Source organism: Streptomyces sp. bgisy130 (genome assembly GCF_057708345.1).
The window spans coordinates 47,361-64,602 of the sequence record NZ_JBYISA010000025.1; the positions used below are offsets into that span (position 1 = coordinate 47,361).

The following is a 17,242-nucleotide window of genomic DNA, read 5'->3' on the forward strand; positions in this document are numbered from 1 at the left end:
CGCAAGAAGCGTACAGAAGCGAGTAGTCATACGCTTCCCGGATCTCAGAGCGTAGAGCACTCTTGGTGGTGCACATCCGGCGCGGCACGCGGTACAGGCGGCGCGTGACGATCGCGGACCACACATGCTGGCGTCCGTGGTGAAGCCGCGGGCTGACATGGAGCACCAGACAGGTGCCGAAGCCGGTCGGGCCCACTCCATGAGCTGGATGTGCCGGTAGGGGGCCGGTGACCACCAGCCCGAAACCGACACACGCTAGCCGTTGCCCTGATCGGGGCGATGGTCTTCAACGCACCGGGGGCGGCAGTCTCCCCCGTCGCGTACGCGGAGATCTTCCCCCGGCGTACACACCGCAGGGGGCCGGATTCGCGGCCGCCGTCGGCGCAGCGCTCTTCGGCGGCACCACCCCGTATCTACAGACCCGGCTCAACCGTTCCGGTCATGCGGCACTCTTCCTCGGATACGTCACCGCCCTCCTACTGATCAGCTCGTTCGCTGTCTGGCGGATGCCGGAGACCAAGCAAATTGCCCTCAACTGAGCCGCCCCCGGAGCGCCGAACCTCTGCGTAAGCGCCCGGCGGCGCCCCACGAGCCACCAAGAAGGTGAGTACCTCCCATGACCGAGTTGTCGGGAAGCCAGCAGGGTAAGGAGCGAAGGTTACACCTCCTGACCATCGACTGCATCGACAGTCGCCCGGGTGACATGAGCCCGCTGCGACAGCGTCGTGTGGCCCGCCCCGTGGCTCGCCGAACCGCTGTCGCCTCCCGCCCACCGCACGTCCGCAACCCCCTCTCGAAACGGAGTAGTCAACAGCATGAGCAGGGACCCCCTGACCGACCAGGAGCAGCCAGCCGGTCTCGACCTCGACCAGTTCCAACAGCTGGTGGACCTGGTCGAGTACGACGAGAGCACCGACCTGATCCCCGTGAACGGGTGGGACGCGATCGTGTTCGTCGTCGGCAACGCCACCCAGGCGGCTCACTACTACCAGTCCACGTGGGGCATGGAGCTGGTGGCCTCTTCCGGCCCGGAGAACGGCAACTGGGACCACAAGGCGTTCGTCCTGCAGTCGGGCTCGATCCGCTTCGTCCTCAAGGGCGCCGTCGGCCCGGACAGTCTTCTGGCCGACCATCACGCCGCCCACGGCGACAGCGTGATCGACATTTCCCTCGAAGTCCCGGACGTGGACAAGTACATCGCCCGGGCCCGCCGCACCGGCACCTCGGTTCTTGAGGGTCCGTACGACTTGAGCGACGAGCACGGGGTGGTGCGCGTCGCCACCATCGCCACGTACGGAGAGACGCGCCACACGCTCGTCCAGCGGTTGGTGAACGGGGCCCGCTACGCCGGCCCGTACCTGCCGGGCTATAAGCCGGCCACGAGCAGCTATGTCAAACGCGACGGTGCTCCCAAGCGGCTGTTCCATGCTCTGGACCACATCGTCAGCAACGTCGAACTCGGCAAGATGGACGAGTGGGTCGGCCCATACCACCGTGTCATGGGCTTCGTGAACATGGCTGCGTTCATCAGTGATGTTATGTCGACCGACTACGTGGCCCTGATGTCGAAGGTCATCGCCAACGGCAATCACCGCGTGAAGTTCCCGCGCAACGATCCGGCCATCGCCAAGCGCACAGCGCAGAGTGACGCGTACCTGGAGCGCCACCGCGGACCGGGCGCCCAACACCTCGCCCTGGCGACCAACGACATCCTGCGGACGGTCGACGAGCTCCGCAAGGAGGGCATGGAGTTCCTGTCGCCCCCGGACGCCTATTACGAGGACCCGGAGCTGCGGGAGCGGATCGGCAAGGTGCGCGTGCCGATCGAGGAGCTGCAGAAGCGGGGCATTCTCGTAGACCACGACGAGGACGGCTACCTGCTACAGATCTTCACCAGGCCCCTCGGCGACCGGCCGACGGTCTTCTTCGAACTGATCGAGCGGCACGGCTCCTTCGGCTTCGGCAACGGCAACTTCAAGGCCCTGTTCGAGTCGATTGAGCGCGAGCAGGAGCGACGCGGCAACCTCTGACGCCGAGCACCACACGAGGACCACGGCCGACAGCTCCGGGGCATGCCCCATCTCGGCGCTGCCCGTCCCGGTGACAGTGCATACCCCCGGCGTTCGGTGTCCGTGGCAGCCCTCGGCGTCACCGACCACGAGGCAGTGGCTCGCGCGGTCGACGAGGCGACCTCGCGATTCGGCAGGCTGGGACCGGTATAGCCAACGCCGGGGCCGACACCGGGGCGACACCAGTGAGGGCCGCTTCGAGGCGCACCGCGCGGCGGTCGACGTCTATCTGCTGGGCGCGACGGCGACTATAGATGCTGCCGTCACCCACTCCCGCCGTCAGCGCGGCGGGCAGGTGGTGGGCATCGCCCCCGTTGCGGCGGCCTTCGGCGTGCCGGGCGGGTCGCTCTACAGCGCCTCCAAGGCGGGGCTCACGAGATACCTTCAGTCGCTTCGTGGAGGGCTGTGGAAGAACAGCATCATCGTGACCACCATCGCCCCGGGCTACATCGCCCCCCGATCAACGAACCCCTGGTCGACAAGCGGCCGTTCCTCATCGACTCCCGCACCGGTCTGGAGCACTGAGGAGCCACGATCAGTCGTGGCGATGGTGGGAGCGCTCTCCGGCTCTCGCTCCACCCAGGGGCGTACACCTTTGCGCATCGCAATAGGAAATGCACCAATTGGCCGTGGGAGACGGCGCGTTACCGTGATTTGAGCGTGACTTGCCCCCCGACCATGAGGTAATATCCACGCAAAGAAGTGTTCACGTGATGGCCAAGCGGACCACCTGGCGTGCTGACGCAGTGGCGCGTGTGTGCTTTGGCCAATGGCCGTGACCTTTGGGGGAGATGCGCTGATGGAGTGGCGGCGGACCCCCTGCGTGTGCGACCGCTGGTCGGCATGGTTGCTCCCGGACCGCAGACGTCCCCGCTCCCGCCGCCATACGGTGGCGAGGCGCTCCGCCCTTTAGGCGTGGGCGCCGTCCCGTCTCGGATCACCTCTTCGTTTCGCGTCGACGATGACGCGGAATCACCGGCTGCCGCCTTTAGGCGGACCGGAACATGTTCCTTCCACTGATGACCTGAACACACCGCGTTCGCGAGCACGCTCGTGAGCGCAGGAGAAAGGCCACCATGAAGTCCCTGGTTGACAACGCGCGATCCTTCACGACGCATGTGGCAGAGCGTGCTGCGGAGTTCAGCGCCCTCGAGGCCGGCCAGAGCCCCGAGGTGCTGTTCATCACCTGCTCCGACTCGCGGGTGGTGCCGTCACTGATCACCGGTGCACGCCCAGGTGAACTGTTCGAGCTGCGGACGGCGGGCAACATCGTGCCCGAGTACAGCAGCGACCACCCCGCCGCGGAGACAGCCACCATCGAGTACGCGGTGCGGGTACTCGGCGTCCGCGACATCATCGTATGCGGCCACTCCCACTGCGGCGCGGTCAACGCGCTGGTCAGCGGGGGTGATCTCTCCAGCCTGCCCGCCGTACAGGGCTGGCTGGAGCACGCGGCCGTCCAGCCCGAGACGACCACACCCCTCTCCCCCGACGTCGCAGAGGCGGTCCAGCTCCACGCGGTCGCCCAGTTGGAGCGACTGCACACTCACCCCTGCATCGCCGAACGCGTCAAGGAAGGCACGTTGAACGTGCACGCCTGGTACTACGAGGTGCACACCGGAACAGTCAAGGCATACGGGCCGGACGAGAAGGCCTTCCTGTCGCTGTGACCCGCATCCGCCCGCCCCACGGGCCACCCAGTACTTCCACCCTTCCGCTTCCGCTGTGCGAGGAAGTCCACTGATGCTCTCCCCTCTCAAACAACCCGCCCATCTGCGGCGTGATGTCCTAGCCTCCCTCGTCGTCTTCCTGGTCGCCCTGCCCCTTTGCGTGGGGGTAGCCGTAGCCTCCGGTGTGCCGGCAGAACTCGGCCTGATCACCGGCATAGTCGGCGGCCTGGTCGTCGGCTTCCTTCCCGGCAGCAGCCTCCAGGTCAGCGGCCCGGCCGCCGGCCTGACCGTCCTGGTCTTCGAGGCCGTCCAGGAATTCGGCCTCGGCGTGCTCGGGGCCATCGTCCTGCTCTCCGGACTGATCCAACTCGCCCTGGGTGCACTGCGGTTCGGGCGATTCTTCCGCGCGATCACGGTCGCGGTCGTCCAGGGCATGCTGGCCGGCATCGGACTCGTTCTGATCTTCGGCCAGCTCTACACCATGGCCGGGGTCAAACAGCCCCGCTCCGGGATCGACAAGATCCTGGGAGTGCCAAACCTGGTCACCGAGATCGCCACCTCCGGCCAGGCCCTGACCGCGTTCGCCATCGGGGCGGGCACCATCGCCGTCCTCGTGCTGTGGAAGAAGCTCCCGGCCCAGGCCCAGCTGCTCCCCGCACCGCTTGCCGCGGTCGCCCTGGCCACCACGGCAACCCTGGTGGCCGGCTGGTCCGTACCCCGCGTCGAGGTCCAAGGGCTCCTCTCGGCGATACAGCCGCCGGGGATGTCCGACTTCGCCTCGCTGGGCAGCCTCGCCGCCCTCGGTACGGTCCTCGCCTTCGCCCTCATCGCCTCGGCCGAGAGCCTCTTCAGCGCCGCCGCCGTCGACCGTATGCACAACGGACCGCGAACCGACTTCGACAAGGAACTGATGGCCCAGGGCGTGGGCAACGCCATCTGCGGAGTGCTCGGCGCGCTGCCGCTGACCGGGGCCAGGTGGAGGAGGTGATGAACTGCTGAAACTGCTGGTGGTCCACCCCCAGACGGCCAGCCATCGGCTGCATCGACTTGCGTCGGCCGTCCAGCAACAGCCCCCGCAGATACAAGGCGCCCTTCTCACGCTGATCCCGCCGCACAAGCGGCGCGAACACCTCCCCAGCAAACTCCTCCAACCGGCCCCGAAACGCGAAAAGTTCCCCAGCCCTCATACAGCCAGCGAACTACCACGCACCCACCGTGACAAGAGCATGTAACAAAGCCCTACTAGATGACGGCCCTCCGCCACTCACAACCTTCAGCATCCCACCGGATCAGTACCTTCCCACCGCCGCGGGAAGGTGCGGCCAGGGCCTCCAGATCGACACGGGTCAGCGCTTCCAATGCCGCGTCAGGAAGCGCCGAAGGGACCTCAAATGTCAGTCGCCCGTCACCCTCGTCGATGACCGTTAGGGACTCTCCCTCGTCCACCACCGGCGGCGTACCCGATCCGGGATCCCGAACCCAGCGAGCCACCAGCCGTCGGGCGGCCTCGAAGGCGCGGTTGCCGGCTTGGGTCGCGAGTGCCTGCATGAAGGGGAGTACTGCCGCCGTACCCACGGCGGTGATGACCATCTCGGCAGACCCAGGACTACCAGGATTAGGGATTCCGTAGCCACCGGTCCCAACGCTCGCCTCGCCGGTGAGGTGGCCCTTCTCTCTCTTTATCGCCTCTTCCGCTGAATCGCGGAACGCAATCGGCTCAGCCGACTCCACCGCCATCTTCCCCTCCCCATCAGCTGGTTACGCTCCCCTTCGTAGCTTAACCAACTGGCTGCTCCCAATACCGTGACCGGTCCGTTCGACGTGGGACAGTGGCCGGTTCTGATCCCCAGCGGCGGCAAGAGAGCGGTCACAAGGAGCCATCCGGCCTCTGCTCGGCGCCCCACAGCAGCACCTTGGCGCAGCCTTGGCGGCTTCCCTGGGAGTGAGGGTCACATCGAGGGCGGCGACGTCGTGCCCGTGCCGCTGAGTTCTGACACCCACCGGTTGTCTGGCGGGCATCCCCCGCCAGACAACCCGACCTTTGCTTCGCGGCTCCCGCACTGCGAGTTGAGTCAGGTCGGGCCACGGCGTGGGCAGCATCGGGACCATCCCCGCGGGCGCTGGGATGGTCCCGCGGAGGAAGAGCGGCTCCTCGGCGTATCACTCTGCTTCCCGCACAGGCGGAGGTGAACCGGACCACCCCACTCCCCACCCCACACCACTCCCCACGGGTGTCCTCTCCGCGCAGGCGGAGGTGCCTACGGCAGTTACGCAACGTAGCTCACAGCACCGCATATGATCTCGCTGCCGACGGCGCTCTCATCCCGCTGCACGTGGCCTATCTGGGGAGAATCTGGGGAGTCTGGGCGGCGCTGGGGAGCGCGCGGGGAGCAGGATCGCGCCCTTTCCCCACGGAAGCGCGACCTCACCGGCGGACAGCCCCTTACCCCCGACAGCCTTTTGTCGCACCGCACTTGAGTCGCGGTTGAGCCGTCTCGATCGGCCCCGTGCCACACTCGGCCCATGCTCCACAGGCGTGCTGATCAATTTCTGATCGAACGGACAAAGCAAATCCGCAGGGGCCTCACGGGAACCCCGCTGATTCCCCTGGCGGACGAGCAATACGACATCGTCGCCAAGCTGGAATTCTGCAATCCCGCCGGAAGTACCAAGGACCGTTCGGCGCTGTGGATTCTGGAACAGGCGATCCGTCGCGGGGAGATAGCGCACGACACCACGGTGGTCGAGTCGTCGTCCGGCAATTTCGCGCTGGCCCTGGCTTTTTACTGCCGTATGCTCGGCATCTCGTTCGTCCCGGTCATCGATCCGAACTGCAACGAGGCCACCGAGGCCCAACTCCGCATGCTGTGCAAGCGGGTGGAGAAGGTCTCCCTCCGTGATGCGGCGGGGAGCTACCTGAAGACCCGGCTGTCCCGCGTGCAGGAACTGCTGGTCGAACTCGACTCGGCCTATTGGCCCAACCAGTACGCCAATCCGGATGCCCGCGACGCGCATTACCGCTTCACCGCGGGCGAGTTGATCGAGCAGGCCGGCCCGCTCGACTACCTCTTCGTCGGCGTGGGCACGGGCGGCACGATCGCCGGGCTCTCCCACCGGATCAAGGAAACATACCCGGGCTGCGTGGTCGTCGCGGTCGACACCGAAGGCTCGGTGATCTTCGGAGGCCCGCCGAAGAAGCGGCGGATACCCGGCATCGGCTCCAGCATCGTGCCGCCGCTGTGCGGTCAGGCGCTGATCGACCAGGTCGAGATCGTCTCCGAGGTGCGCGCCGCCGAGGCCTGCGCCGCCCTGGTCGCCAAGTACGGCTTGTACGCGGGAGGTTCGACCGGCAGCACCTATGCCGCCGTCCAGGACTACTTCGCCCGTCACCGTCCCGGCGCACACCGTCCCCGGGTCGCCTTCCTCGCCGCCGACCGCGGCCATGCCTACGCCCGGACCGTCTACGACCCCACGTGGGTCCAGCAGCTGCGCGCGGAAGCGGTAGCGCCCGCCGGCGTCGAAGCCCTGGCCGTCAACTGAAGGAGAACCACCCCGTGTCCACCCTGGCCCCACCGCCGATGACCGTGATCGGCGCGGGCGACATCGCCGCCGAGACGGACCGTCACCGTCCGGAGCTCGTCGAGGTCGTCCGTGCCGCCTACCTCGCACACGACGCCGGACAGAGCTCGAACCCGCACAGCTCGTTCCTGCGCTTCCCGCACCAGGACCGGTCGCGCATCATCTCCCTGCCCGCCTATCTGGGAGGCGAGTTCGAGGTCGCCGGCAACAAGTGGATCGCCAGTTTTCCGGACAACACGCGGCACGGAATCCCGCGCGCCTCGGCCACGCTGATCCTCAACGACTGCGTCACCGGCTATCCGTTCGCCTGCATGGAGTCCTCGATCCTCTCGGCGACGCGGACCGCGGCCTCCGCGGTGCTCGGCGCGCAGACGCTGCTCGGCGCGCGCCGTGCCCGCCGGGTCGGCATCGTGGGCACGGGGCTGATCGCCCAGCACGTATGGCGGTTCCTGCGTGATCTCGACTGGGAGATCGACGGCTTCCGGCTCTTCGACCTCGACCCGGCGGCGGCGGGCCGCTTCGGCGCCGTCATGGCCGAGGACACCGACGCCGGGATCGTGGTCGCCGGCACGGTGGAGGACGCGTTCACCGACTGCGACCTGGTGGTGCTGACCACTGTGGCCGGCGAACCGCACCTGCACGACCCCCGGCTGCTGGCCCACAACCCGGTGGTCCTGCACCTGTCCCTGCGCGACCTCGCTCCCGAAATGATCCTCGCCGCCCAGAACTTCACCGACGACATCGACCACGCCGTACGCGAGCGCACCTCGCTGCACCTGACCGAACAGCGCACCGGCAACCGGGACTTCGTCGACGGCACCCTCGGCGACCTGCTGCGCGAGCGGCTGCGCCGGGACCACGGACGCCCGGCGGTCTTCTCGCCGTTCGGACTCGGCGTGCTCGACCTCGCCGTCGGCAAGTGGGTGCACGACCGGGTCGTCGCCGCGGGCCGGGGCCGCCGCGAGAGCGACTTCTTCACCGGGGTGGGGGGCTGACGCATGAGCGCCTCACCCACCCCGCGCTCCACCGGGGACCGGTACGTCGTCGTGGTGAACCACGAGGAGCAGTACTCGGTCTGGTTCGCTGATCGTGCCCTGCCCGCCGGCTGGACTGCCACCGGCGCGCAGGGCACCCGCCAGGAGTGCCTGGACCACATCGAGCAGGTGTGGACCGACCTGACCCCGCGCTCCGTGCGAGGCGGCACGACGACGGCCGCTGACCTGGCAGCGGTCTGGCTGCGCGGGCTCGGCAGCCGTGAACGCACCGCTCAGCGGCGGCTGTTCGTCTTCCCGCACGCCGGAGCCGGTGCCTCCGCCTACCGGCTGGCGGAGTACCTGCCGGACACCGTCGAAGTCTGTACGGTCCAGTTGCCCGGCCGGGAGACCCGGTTCGCCGAACCGGCCCTGACGTCCCTGGACGAGGCCGTGGTCGCGCTCGCGCCGATCCTCGCGGACCACACGGACCTGCCGTACGCCTTCTTCGGGCACAGCATGGGCTCCCTGATCGCCTTCGAGACGGCCCGGCGGCTCCGGGCACTCGGCGCGCCCCTGCCGGGCCGGCTGTTCCTGTCGGGCATGCGCGCCCCCGACCTGCCGGACCGCGAACCGCGGCACACGCTGCCGGACGACAAGCTGCTCGCCACCGCCGAATTCGACGGCATGGAGGCCGAGTTGCAGGAACTGCTGCTGCCGCTGCTGCGCGCGGACCTGACGCTGTGCGAGACGTACACGCATCGGGCCGAGGCGCCCCTGCCCTGTCCCCTGACCGTTCTTGCCGGCTCGGACGACGACAGCGTCGACGGGACGGAGCTGGCCGGCTGGCGCAAGCACACCTCGGCCGACTTCGCACTGCACCTGTTTCCGGACGCCCCCCACCTGTATGTGCGCGGCGCGGAACGACAGCTGGCAGAGACGATCACGCGCACCTTGCCCGCACGGGGCTGAGAAAGGATCGTTCATGGCGCCGACCACCCTCGTCGCACTGTGGGAGCAGCAGGCGGCCGCGACACCCGACGCGGTCGCCGTCGTCGCGGGAGCACACCGCGTCACCTACGCCGAGGTGGACCGCCGAGCCACGGCACTCGCCGCCGAGCTACAGGCGCGCGGCATCGGACCGGAGAGACTGGTCGGCGTCTGTCTCGGCCGCTCGGTCGAGATGGTCGTGGCCCTGCTCGGCATCCTGAAGTCGGGCGCCGCGTACCTGCCCCTCGACCCGAGCTACCCGGCCGACCGGCTGCGGCACATGACCACCGGCTCGGGGGCCGGGCTGTGGGTGTGCGACGCGGACCACCGCGCGCAGGCCCTGGCGTCCGGCGTGGCCGAGGTCCTGCTGGTCGAGGACCTCCCCGCGGAACCTGCCGCACCGGTGGCCCCGGTGGTACGCCCGCACCACCTGGCTTACGTCATCTACACCTCCGGTTCGACCGGCCTGCCCAAGGGCGTGGCCGTCGACCACGCGGCGCTCGCCTCGTTCCTGCGGAGTGTGGCCGAACGCCCCGGCCTCGGGGCGGACGACCGGGTCCTCGCGCTGACCCCGCTGTCGTTCGACATCTCGATACTGGAGCTGTTCCTGCCGCTGACCCGGGGAGCGACGGTGGTGATGGCCCCGCGCGCCGCCAACACCGACCCCGAGCTGCTGGCCGCCACTCTCGCCGAGGCGGGGGTGAGCGTCGTCCAGGCGACCCCCACCACCTGGCGGATGCTGCTGGCGTCCGGCTGGACGGACGGGCACGGCCGGGTACTGCTGTCGGGCGGTGAGCCGCTCGATCCGCAGCTGGCCCGCGACCTGCTCGCCACCGGCGGCACCCTGTGGAACCTGTACGGGCCGACCGAGGCGACGGTGTGGGCCACCGCCGCCCGCATCGACGCCGTGGCCGACCGGGTCACGGTCGGCACGGCCCTGTCCAACACCCGGCTGCACGTCGTCGACGAGGGCGGGCGGGAGGCCGGCCCCGGAGTCACCGGCGAGCTGTGGATCGGCGGCGCGGGTCTGGCGCGCGGCTACCTCAACCGGCCCGCGCTGACCGCCGACCGGTTCGTGCCCGACCCGTTCGGGGACGCCTCCGGGCGCCTGTACCGGACCGGCGACCTCGCCCGGTGGTCCGCCGACGGCATGCTGGAGGTGCTGGGACGCAACGACCACCAGGTCAAGGTGCGCGGCTTCCGCATCGAGCTCGGCGAGATCGAGGCGTGTGTGCGCAGCCACCCCCTCGTCACGGACGCGGTGGTGGTCGTCGACCGCGAGGCGGCCGGCGGCGACCAGTTGGTGGCGTATCTGGTGCCCGCGCACGACGCGCGGAACGTATCCGGGGACCTGCCCCGCCAGATCCGTGACCACCTCGCGCAGCGGCTGCCCGCCCATATGGTGGCCCAGGGCTACGCGGTGCTCGACGCCCTGCCCCGCACCCCTGCGGGCAAGGCCGACCGCGGCGCCGTGCGGCGGATCCCGCACAGCCCGGTCCGGGCGAGCGGGCCGATGCCCGACGACGCCCCGCTGCCGCCGCACACCGCGGTGGTGCGCCGCGTGTGGGCCGAGGTGCTCGGGCTCGACGAGGTGTCCCCGTACGACGACTTCTTCGGCCTGGGCGGCCAGTCGCTCACCGCGGTACGGGCCGTGGCCCGGCTGCGCGCGGAGCTCGGCGTGCCGGTCGACGCCCGGTCGGTCTTCGCGCATCCGACACCCGCCGCGCTCGCCGCCGCCCTGGACGGCGTGGCGCCCTCGGACGACGAGCCGATCCCCGCGGCCGCGACCGCCGCACTCTCCTTCGGCCAGGAGCGGATCTGGTTCTTCGAGCAGCTCAACGACGCGGTGCCCGCCTACCACCTGCCGGTCGCCCTGGGCCTGCCCGGCGGGCGCGTCGACCTGACGCTGCTACAGGACTGTCTGTCCGCGCTGGTGCGACGGCACCCGGCGCTGCGCACGGCCCTCGTCGCCGTCGCCGGCCGGGGCCGCCCCGAACTGCGCGAGCCGGGACCGGTGCCGCTGCGCCGCACCGAGGTCGCCGAGGAGGACCTGGACGCGCTGATGACCGAGCGGATCCGCGCCCCCTTCGCCCTCGACCGCCCACCGCTGCTGCGCGCCGACGTGCTGAGCACCCCGAGCCGTGACATCACTTTGCTGACGATCCATCACATAGCGTGTGATGGCGCATCGGTGGACCTGATGGTGCGGGAACTGGGCGAGCTCTACACCGAGCTCGCCGCCGGCCGCCGCCCCGCCCCGGCACCGCTGCCCGTGACGTACGCCGACTACGCGGCCTGGCAGCGCGAGCGGCTCACCGGGGCCGAGCTGGAGCGGCTGCTCGACCACTGGCGCACCCGGCTGTCCGGCGTGCCCGTCCTGGAGCTGCCGACCAGCCGGCCCCGGCCGGCCGTCGCGAGCCACCGCGGCCGCCGCGAACTGCTGCGTATCCCTGCCGACTTGGCGCACCGGCTGCGCACGCTGTGCCGAACCGAGGGAGTCACCCTGTTCATGGGCCTGCTGGCCCCGTTGCAGGTACTGCTCGGCCGGTACGTCGACGAGAGCGATGTCGCCGTCGGCACCCTGACCGGCGGCCGGCCGCGCCCCGAACTGGACGAGGTCGTCGGCTACTTCGTGAACACCGTCGTCCTGCGCACCGACCTGTCCGGCGACCCGACCTGGCGCGAGCTGCTGGGCCGGGTCCGCGAGGTCGCCCGGCAGGCGTACGCGCACCAGGAGCTGCCCTTCGAGAAGCTGGTGGCGGAGCTGAGCCCGGAGCGCGACCTGAGCCGCAACCCGCTCTTCCAGGTGCTGTTCGCCCTGCACGAGGAGCCGGCGGCCGGTCACCTCACCGAGCTGTACGACCGCAAGGAGCTGGAGGGACGGCTGGGCACCGCCCGCTTCGACCTCGCCCTCGACGTGACGGACCACGCCGCCGGGGCCGGTGACCTCAGCATCTCCGTCGAGTACGCCACCGACCTGTTCGACGCGGACTTCGTCCGGGGCCTCGGCCGGCACTTCCTGCGGGTGATCGAGCAGATGGTGTCCGGCGCCACGGCACGGCTGTCCGAGCTGGAGATCGTCCCGGCCGATGAGCTGCGCGCCCTCTCCACCGGCGACCGGACCGAGCCGCTGCCCGAGCCGACCACCCTGGTTGGCCTGTGGGACCGCCAGGTGCGGACCACCCCGGACGCGCTCTGTGTCGTGGGCGACGGCCGGTCGCTGACGTTCGCCGAGACCGACGCGCGGGCCTCGGCCCTGGCCCGGGAGCTGCGGGCCGCGGGCGTGCGCCCCGAAAGCCTGGTCGGCGTCTGCCTGGAACGCTCGGTGGAGCTGGTGGTCGCCCTGCTGGGTGTGCTGAAGGCGGGCGGCGCCTACGTCCCGCTCGACCCCGGCTACCCGCCGGACCGGCTGCAATACCTGCTGGCCGACTCGGGCGTACGCCTGGTCGTCGCGGACCCGGGGCACCCCACCGCGGCCCTGTTCGGCGACGGTGTGCGGCTCGTGGCGGTGGACCAGGAACCCGGGGCGGACCCCGGGCCGGCCGAGGAGGCACAGCCGCACCACCTCGCCTACGTGATCTACACGTCCGGCTCGACCGGCAACCCCAAGGGCGTCGCGATCACCCACGCCAACATCACCGGGTTCCTGGAGTGGAACCAGCGGCTGTGCAAGCTCACCGGGCGGGACCGGGCCCTGCTCAACCACTCGGTGGCGTTCGACAACTCGGTCTGGGAGATCTTCCAGTGCCTGGTGTCCGGCGCCGAACTGCACCTGGCGAGCCCCACCGCCGCCTACGACCCCGAGGAGTTCCTGCGGGAGGTCGCCGAGCGCGGCATCACCACGCTCAACGCGACGCCCTCGCAGATGCGGATCCTGCTGGAGTCCGGTACGGATCCCGCTCCCCGACTCGGCTCCGTACGCCTGGTGTTCACCGGCGCCGAGGCCGTGCCGCACGAGGTGGCCTGCCGCATCCTGTCCGCCACCGCGCCGGGATGCCAGGTCTTCAACGAGTACGGGCCCACCGAAGCGACCGTCACCTCGGCGTTCTGCCCGATCACCGAGGAGTTGCTCGACCGGCACAGCCATCTCCCGAGCGTCCCGTTCGGCCGGGCGACCGGCAACGCCCACCTCTACGTGCTGGACCCGCGGCTGCGCCCGGTCGTCCCGGGCTGTCGCGGCGAGCTGTACGTCGGCGGCAGCGCGGTCGGCCGCGGCTATCTCGGCAGGCCGGCCCGCACGGCCGGGGCGTACCTGCCCGACCCGTACGCCGCGGAGCCCGGCGCCCGTATGTACGCCACGGGCGACGTGGTCCGGCTGCTGCCGGACGGGAATCTGGTCTTCCTCGGCCGCAACGACCACCAGGTCAAGGTGCGCGGCTTCCGCATCGAGCTCGGCGAGATCGAGTCCGCACTCCAGGGCCACCCCGCCCTCGCCGAGTGCGTGGTGGCCGTGCGCCGCACCCGTACCGGCGTGGACCAGCTGGCGGCCTACCTGATCCCCGAGCACCCCGACCGACCCGCTCCGGATGCGGCGGAACTGCGCGCCCACCTGGCGGAGCAACTGCCGCCGTACATGCTGCCGCAGAGCTACACCGTGATCGACGAGATCCCCCTCACCCCGAACGGCAAGGTCAACCGGGACGCGCTGCCCGACCCCCGCCCGGTGCCCGCCCCGGCCCCCGCCACCCGCCGGGCCGTCACCAAGCAGCAGCTCCTCGTCGCCGAAGTGTGGCGGGAGTGCCTGGGCGTCGAGGAGGACTTCGGGCCGCAGGACGACTTCTTCGCCGTCGGCGGCACCTCGTTGACCATCGCCACGGTCGCGGGCCGGCTCGGCGAGCGACTCGGGCGCCGGGTCCCGCCGGTCCTGGTCTTCAGAAACCCCACCCTCGCGGGCCTCGCCGAGGCCCTGGAGGCGGACACCCAGCGGTGACGCCAAAAGCCGCCGCCCGGTGTGCTGCCGGGCGGCGGTTGGCGTTGAGTGGGGTGAGTGCAGTGAGCGCAGTGAATGCGTTGAGTGCGTTGAGCGCGGTGCGCACGGTGTGCGCTCAACAGGCGCGGGCAGGCTCAGCCAACGGGGTCGCCGTCGCGCTGCTCCACAGGGGCGACGTCCCCGGTCGGTGCGGCCTCGCTCGTGGCCGCGGGACGCCGGTCGAGCCCGATCACGAGCGGTACGGCCAGCACGCTGATGGCGGTGAGGAACACCCAGGGCAGCGCCGCACCGCCCTCCAACAGCCCGGTGAGCAGCGCCGGGGCGACGGCACCGCCGACCGACCAGGACATCTGGTAGACGCCCAGGTAGCGGCCCCGCAGATGCTCGGGCGCCATCACCACGCTCAGTTCGCTGGTCGGCGGCGAACCGAGGATCTCGCCCACGGTGTAGAGCACCATCGCGACCAGCAGCCCGGCGATCACCGCCCAGCCGGGCAGCACGAGCAGCGTGCCGAAGACGACGAACGCCGCCGCGTTGAACAGCAGGGCCAGCACCAGCACCGTCACCGGCCTGCGGGCCTCGATCCACCGGCTGGCGAGCGTCTGGAGCAGCGCGACCATGGCCGCGTTCAGCACGACGAACACGCCGACGATCCAGGCGCCGACACCGAGGTTGTCCACCGCGTAGACGGCGAGCAGCACCGTGATCACCGTGGAGGCGAAGACGAAGGAGATATTCGTCGCGACCAGCCGCAGATACCGGGTGTCCTTCAGCACGGTGCGATAGCCGCCCGGGAGTTGTCCGGTGGTTTCGCCCGCCGCCTGCTCCGGCTCGGCGGACTTCGGCTCCGTGGGCTTCGGCTCCGCGGGCCCGGCGCCGGCCGCCTCGCTCGTGTCCGCGCCCCGCAAGGTGATCACGAGCCAGCCCGCGACGGCGAAGGTGACCACGTTGATCACCATGACCGCCCGCAGCCCGGCGACGGTTCCGATGCTCAGGGCCACCGCGGACGCGGCGCCGCCGAAACCGACGCCGACATTGCGCAGGGCACGGACGAAGCCGAACCAGCGGGCCCGCTCGACGCCCCGGGCGACCAGCACGGTGAGCGGACTGTTGCCCATCCAGAAGGCGGTGGAACCCAGCTGCACCACGAACTGCCACAGCACGATCTGCCAGACCGCGTGCGAGAACAGGAAGCCGATGAATCCGGCCACCGAAATCCAGTTACCCGCGGCGACCACAAGGCGCGGACCGTATTTGTCCAACAGGCGCCCGATGAAGAGCGGAAAGGGCAGGACGAGCAGCTGGCCGACGGTCAGCGCGGCACCGACGGCGGCCAGTGACAGCGACGTGGTCTTCACGAAGAAGACGACGGTGAACGCCACCACCAGCCCGTTTCCCAGGCTGTCGATCAGATTGGCCGTGACGAATCGGCCTCTTCCCGCGAGGTCCGGCAGACCCCAGGCCGTCTGAATCCGCCGCCACGCAGAAGGCGCGGGGGAAGGCTGCGGCATCATCACGTCCCTCTACTTCGCTGCGTCGGCGGGCAATTCGCCCGTGGCAGGCACTTCGCCCCCGGCGGGCAGCTCGCTCTGTTGGAAGACGGCCGCGCTGCGCGCCTTGACCTGCGACAGGATGGAGATGATGCCGCTCGAACCGGCCGGCACCATCTTGGCGAATACTCCGGCACAACCAAGCGGGGTGTAGAACATGCCATAGGCCGCGTGCCATGCCTCGGTTTCCCCGGATACCGGGTCCACCACAAGCTCGGGCCGGGGGACCACTCTCTGCTGTACGACACATCCTTCGGCGGCGGAGTCCTCCAGAGCCCGCCGCCAAGTGGCGTCGTCCGTTTCCCAGCCCACCACGGCGCCGGCTCCGCCGCCGCGCGCGTTGACCTTCAGGATCAACTGCTCGCGCCGCTCCAGGCATGCGTCAACGAGGTCGGTGTCGGTCTTGAGCGCGTCAGTGTTGATCAGCCGGGTCCAGGGCAGCACCCGGTCGATGAGCCGGCACTCGTCCGCGCTGAGGTTGCGCCGCCGGGCCGGGTCCGAAAGCAGCGCCATACACGCCTTGTTGGCGAACATGTTGCTGGACAGCGGGGTCCACAGCAGCGTCCCGCCCGCCCGGTACGCACGCAGCAGGGGTGCGACCAGGTCCCAGCCGTCGGGTTCCTCGGCGATCTGGTCCGGGACGAAGGCGCGGAGGACCACGTCGATCTTTGTGTCCCCGAGGTAGAGCGCCCCACCGCGTTCGTGCACCTCGGAGATCTCGGCCATCAGGATGTCGAGGCCCGCCCAGCGCAGTGCGGACTGCTCGTTGCGCCAGGCGGCGCCGTAGTCCGTCAGACCGCCACGCCATTCCAGCATGGCCACCACCGGGGCGCGGCCAGGTGCCACCTGGGCACCGAAGCGGCGCAGCGCCTCCGCCGCGGCGCGAGCGGGATGCAGATAACCGAGCCGGTTCCGGCGCGCGAAGCCGGCGAAGTCGTCGACCTCCATCGTCGCCCGGGCGATCTCACCCGCGAGGCCCCAGCCGCCGGCCTCGCTCCCCAGATTGAATTCGAGGAGTTTGAATGAGGTGCCGTCGTGATACATGTCGGCCCGGCCATAGTGGGGTGGCATTTCGTCACCGAGCTGCCGTATCGCCTCCCAGTGGCCCTCGCTGATGCCCAGCACCGAGCGAAATGATTCCAGATCGCCGCCGAACATCCGGTCCGGCAAGGAAAGGAGTATTTCGAGGAGGTGCTGAAGGTCATCTCCGAAATCGCGAATCTCACGCTCGGCCACGAAGAGGGGTCTGGCCAAATGCTCGCCATGCCAAGCTGCGAGCGTCGGGAAGTTCTTGACGTGCTCGGCGACCGTTGTCAAGTCGCTGCCCGGTGTGCGGAACTCCTCGTTGTACTGGGCTGTTACCCGCTCCGCCGACATGAAGTCTCCGCTCCTGCTCGATGGTGACCGGGCCCCTCGGCCCGCAGGGTTCATCGTTTCATCCCGGTCTTCGGTGCGACTCAATTGCGGCTCAATTATCGGCCAA

10 protein-coding genes and 2 pseudogenes are annotated in these 17,242 nt (G+C 69.8%); 8 read left to right on the forward strand and 4 right to left on the reverse strand.

Going from position 1 to position 17,242, the window contains the following annotated elements; translation table 11 throughout:
* The first annotated feature begins 815 nt into the window (after positions 1 to 815).
* From hppD to AC3EUV_RS27095, 4 genes and pseudogenes are all read left to right on the forward strand, one after another.
* The gene (gene hppD / locus AC3EUV_RS27080) at positions 816 to 2,030 is read left to right on the forward strand and encodes a 4-hydroxyphenylpyruvate dioxygenase (protein WP_435604093.1); all 1,215 of its coding nucleotides are present in this window, start codon (positions 816 to 818) and stop codon (positions 2,028 to 2,030) included.
* A gap of 76 nt (positions 2,031 to 2,106) precedes the next feature.
* Positions 2,107 to 2,727, forward strand: coding sequence for an SDR family NAD(P)-dependent oxidoreductase (locus tag AC3EUV_RS27085; RefSeq protein ID WP_435604114.1), 621 nt, complete (start codon positions 2,107 to 2,109; stop codon positions 2,725 to 2,727).
* 418 nt (positions 2,728 to 3,145) lie between these two features.
* Positions 3,146 to 3,739, forward strand: a complete 594-nt coding sequence (locus AC3EUV_RS27090; protein WP_432143646.1) for a carbonic anhydrase — start codon at positions 3,146 to 3,148, stop codon at positions 3,737 to 3,739.
* A gap of 73 nt (positions 3,740 to 3,812) precedes the next feature.
* Positions 3,813 to 4,706, forward strand: a pseudogene (locus AC3EUV_RS27095) (SulP family inorganic anion transporter); the annotation flags it as partial.
* Here the strand turns inward: AC3EUV_RS27095 and AC3EUV_RS27100 are convergent.
* Positions 4,675 to 4,926: pseudogene (locus tag AC3EUV_RS27100) on the reverse strand (transposase); the annotation flags it as partial. The pseudogenes AC3EUV_RS27095 and AC3EUV_RS27100 sit on opposite strands and share 32 nt — an antisense overlap.
* A 55-nt stretch (positions 4,927 to 4,981) precedes the next feature.
* Complete coding sequence (locus AC3EUV_RS27105) at positions 4,982 to 5,476, reverse strand: hypothetical protein (protein ID WP_435604094.1); 495 nt, start codon at positions 5,474 to 5,476, stop codon at positions 4,982 to 4,984.
* Positions 5,477 to 6,262: 786 nt separating this feature from the next.
* On the opposite strand from AC3EUV_RS27105, the gene sbnA reads away from it, so the two are divergent.
* From sbnA to AC3EUV_RS27125, 4 genes are read left to right on the forward strand one after another with little or no spacing between them, the layout of a single operon-like run.
* The gene (gene sbnA, locus AC3EUV_RS27110) at positions 6,263 to 7,279 is read left to right on the forward strand and encodes a 2,3-diaminopropionate biosynthesis protein SbnA (RefSeq protein ID WP_432143649.1); all 1,017 of its coding nucleotides are present in this window, start codon (positions 6,263 to 6,265) and stop codon (positions 7,277 to 7,279) included.
* A 38-nt stretch (positions 7,280 to 7,317) separates the two neighbouring features.
* On the forward strand, positions 7,318 to 8,313 hold the full coding sequence (gene sbnB, locus AC3EUV_RS27115; RefSeq protein WP_435604115.1) for a 2,3-diaminopropionate biosynthesis protein SbnB: 996 nt from the start codon (positions 7,318 to 7,320) through the stop codon (positions 8,311 to 8,313).
* 3 nt (positions 8,314 to 8,316) lie between these two features.
* A complete protein-coding gene (locus AC3EUV_RS27120; RefSeq protein WP_435604095.1) occupies positions 8,317 to 9,261 on the forward strand; it encodes an alpha/beta fold hydrolase in 945 nt (314 codons plus the stop codon).
* 13 nt (positions 9,262 to 9,274) lie between these two features.
* Positions 9,275 to 14,209 (forward strand): amino acid adenylation domain-containing protein, encoded by a 4,935-nt coding sequence (locus AC3EUV_RS27125; RefSeq protein WP_435604096.1) that lies wholly within the window; start codon positions 9,275 to 9,277, stop codon positions 14,207 to 14,209.
* 134 nt (positions 14,210 to 14,343) lie between these two features.
* Here the strand turns inward: AC3EUV_RS27125 and AC3EUV_RS27130 are convergent, their stop codons facing one another.
* Both AC3EUV_RS27130 and AC3EUV_RS27135 read right to left on the reverse strand, forming a co-directional pair.
* A complete protein-coding gene (locus AC3EUV_RS27130; RefSeq protein ID WP_432143652.1) occupies positions 14,344 to 15,720 on the reverse strand; it encodes an MFS transporter in 1,377 nt (458 codons plus the stop codon).
* Between the two features lie 12 nt (positions 15,721 to 15,732).
* Positions 15,733 to 17,136 (reverse strand): hypothetical protein, encoded by a 1,404-nt coding sequence (locus tag AC3EUV_RS27135; protein WP_435604097.1) that lies wholly within the window; start codon positions 17,134 to 17,136, stop codon positions 15,733 to 15,735.
* Positions 17,137 to 17,242: the final 106 nt, after the last annotated feature.

Bases quoted from the DNA above. Each gene is read 5' to 3' on its own strand.
- hppD (WP_435604093.1), top strand. From the start codon at position 816: ATGAGCAGGGACCCCCTGACCGACCAGGAGCAGCCAGCCGGTCTCGAC.
- AC3EUV_RS27090 (WP_432143646.1), top strand. From the start codon at position 3,146: ATGAAGTCCCTGGTTGACAACGCGCGATCCTTCACGACGCATGTGGCA.
- AC3EUV_RS27105 (WP_435604094.1), bottom strand. From the start codon at position 5,476: ATGGCGGTGGAGTCGGCTGAGCCGATTGCGTTCCGCGATTCAGCGGAA.
- sbnA (WP_432143649.1), top strand. From the start codon at position 6,263: ATGCTCCACAGGCGTGCTGATCAATTTCTGATCGAACGGACAAAGCAA.
- sbnB (WP_435604115.1), top strand. From the start codon at position 7,318: ATGACCGTGATCGGCGCGGGCGACATCGCCGCCGAGACGGACCGTCAC.
- AC3EUV_RS27120 (WP_435604095.1), top strand. From the start codon at position 8,317: ATGAGCGCCTCACCCACCCCGCGCTCCACCGGGGACCGGTACGTCGTC.
- AC3EUV_RS27125 (WP_435604096.1), top strand. From the start codon at position 9,275: ATGGCGCCGACCACCCTCGTCGCACTGTGGGAGCAGCAGGCGGCCGCG.
- AC3EUV_RS27130 (WP_432143652.1), bottom strand. From the start codon at position 15,720: ATGCCGCAGCCTTCCCCCGCGCCTTCTGCGTGGCGGCGGATTCAGACG.
- AC3EUV_RS27135 (WP_435604097.1), bottom strand. From the start codon at position 17,136: ATGTCGGCGGAGCGGGTAACAGCCCAGTACAACGAGGAGTTCCGCACA.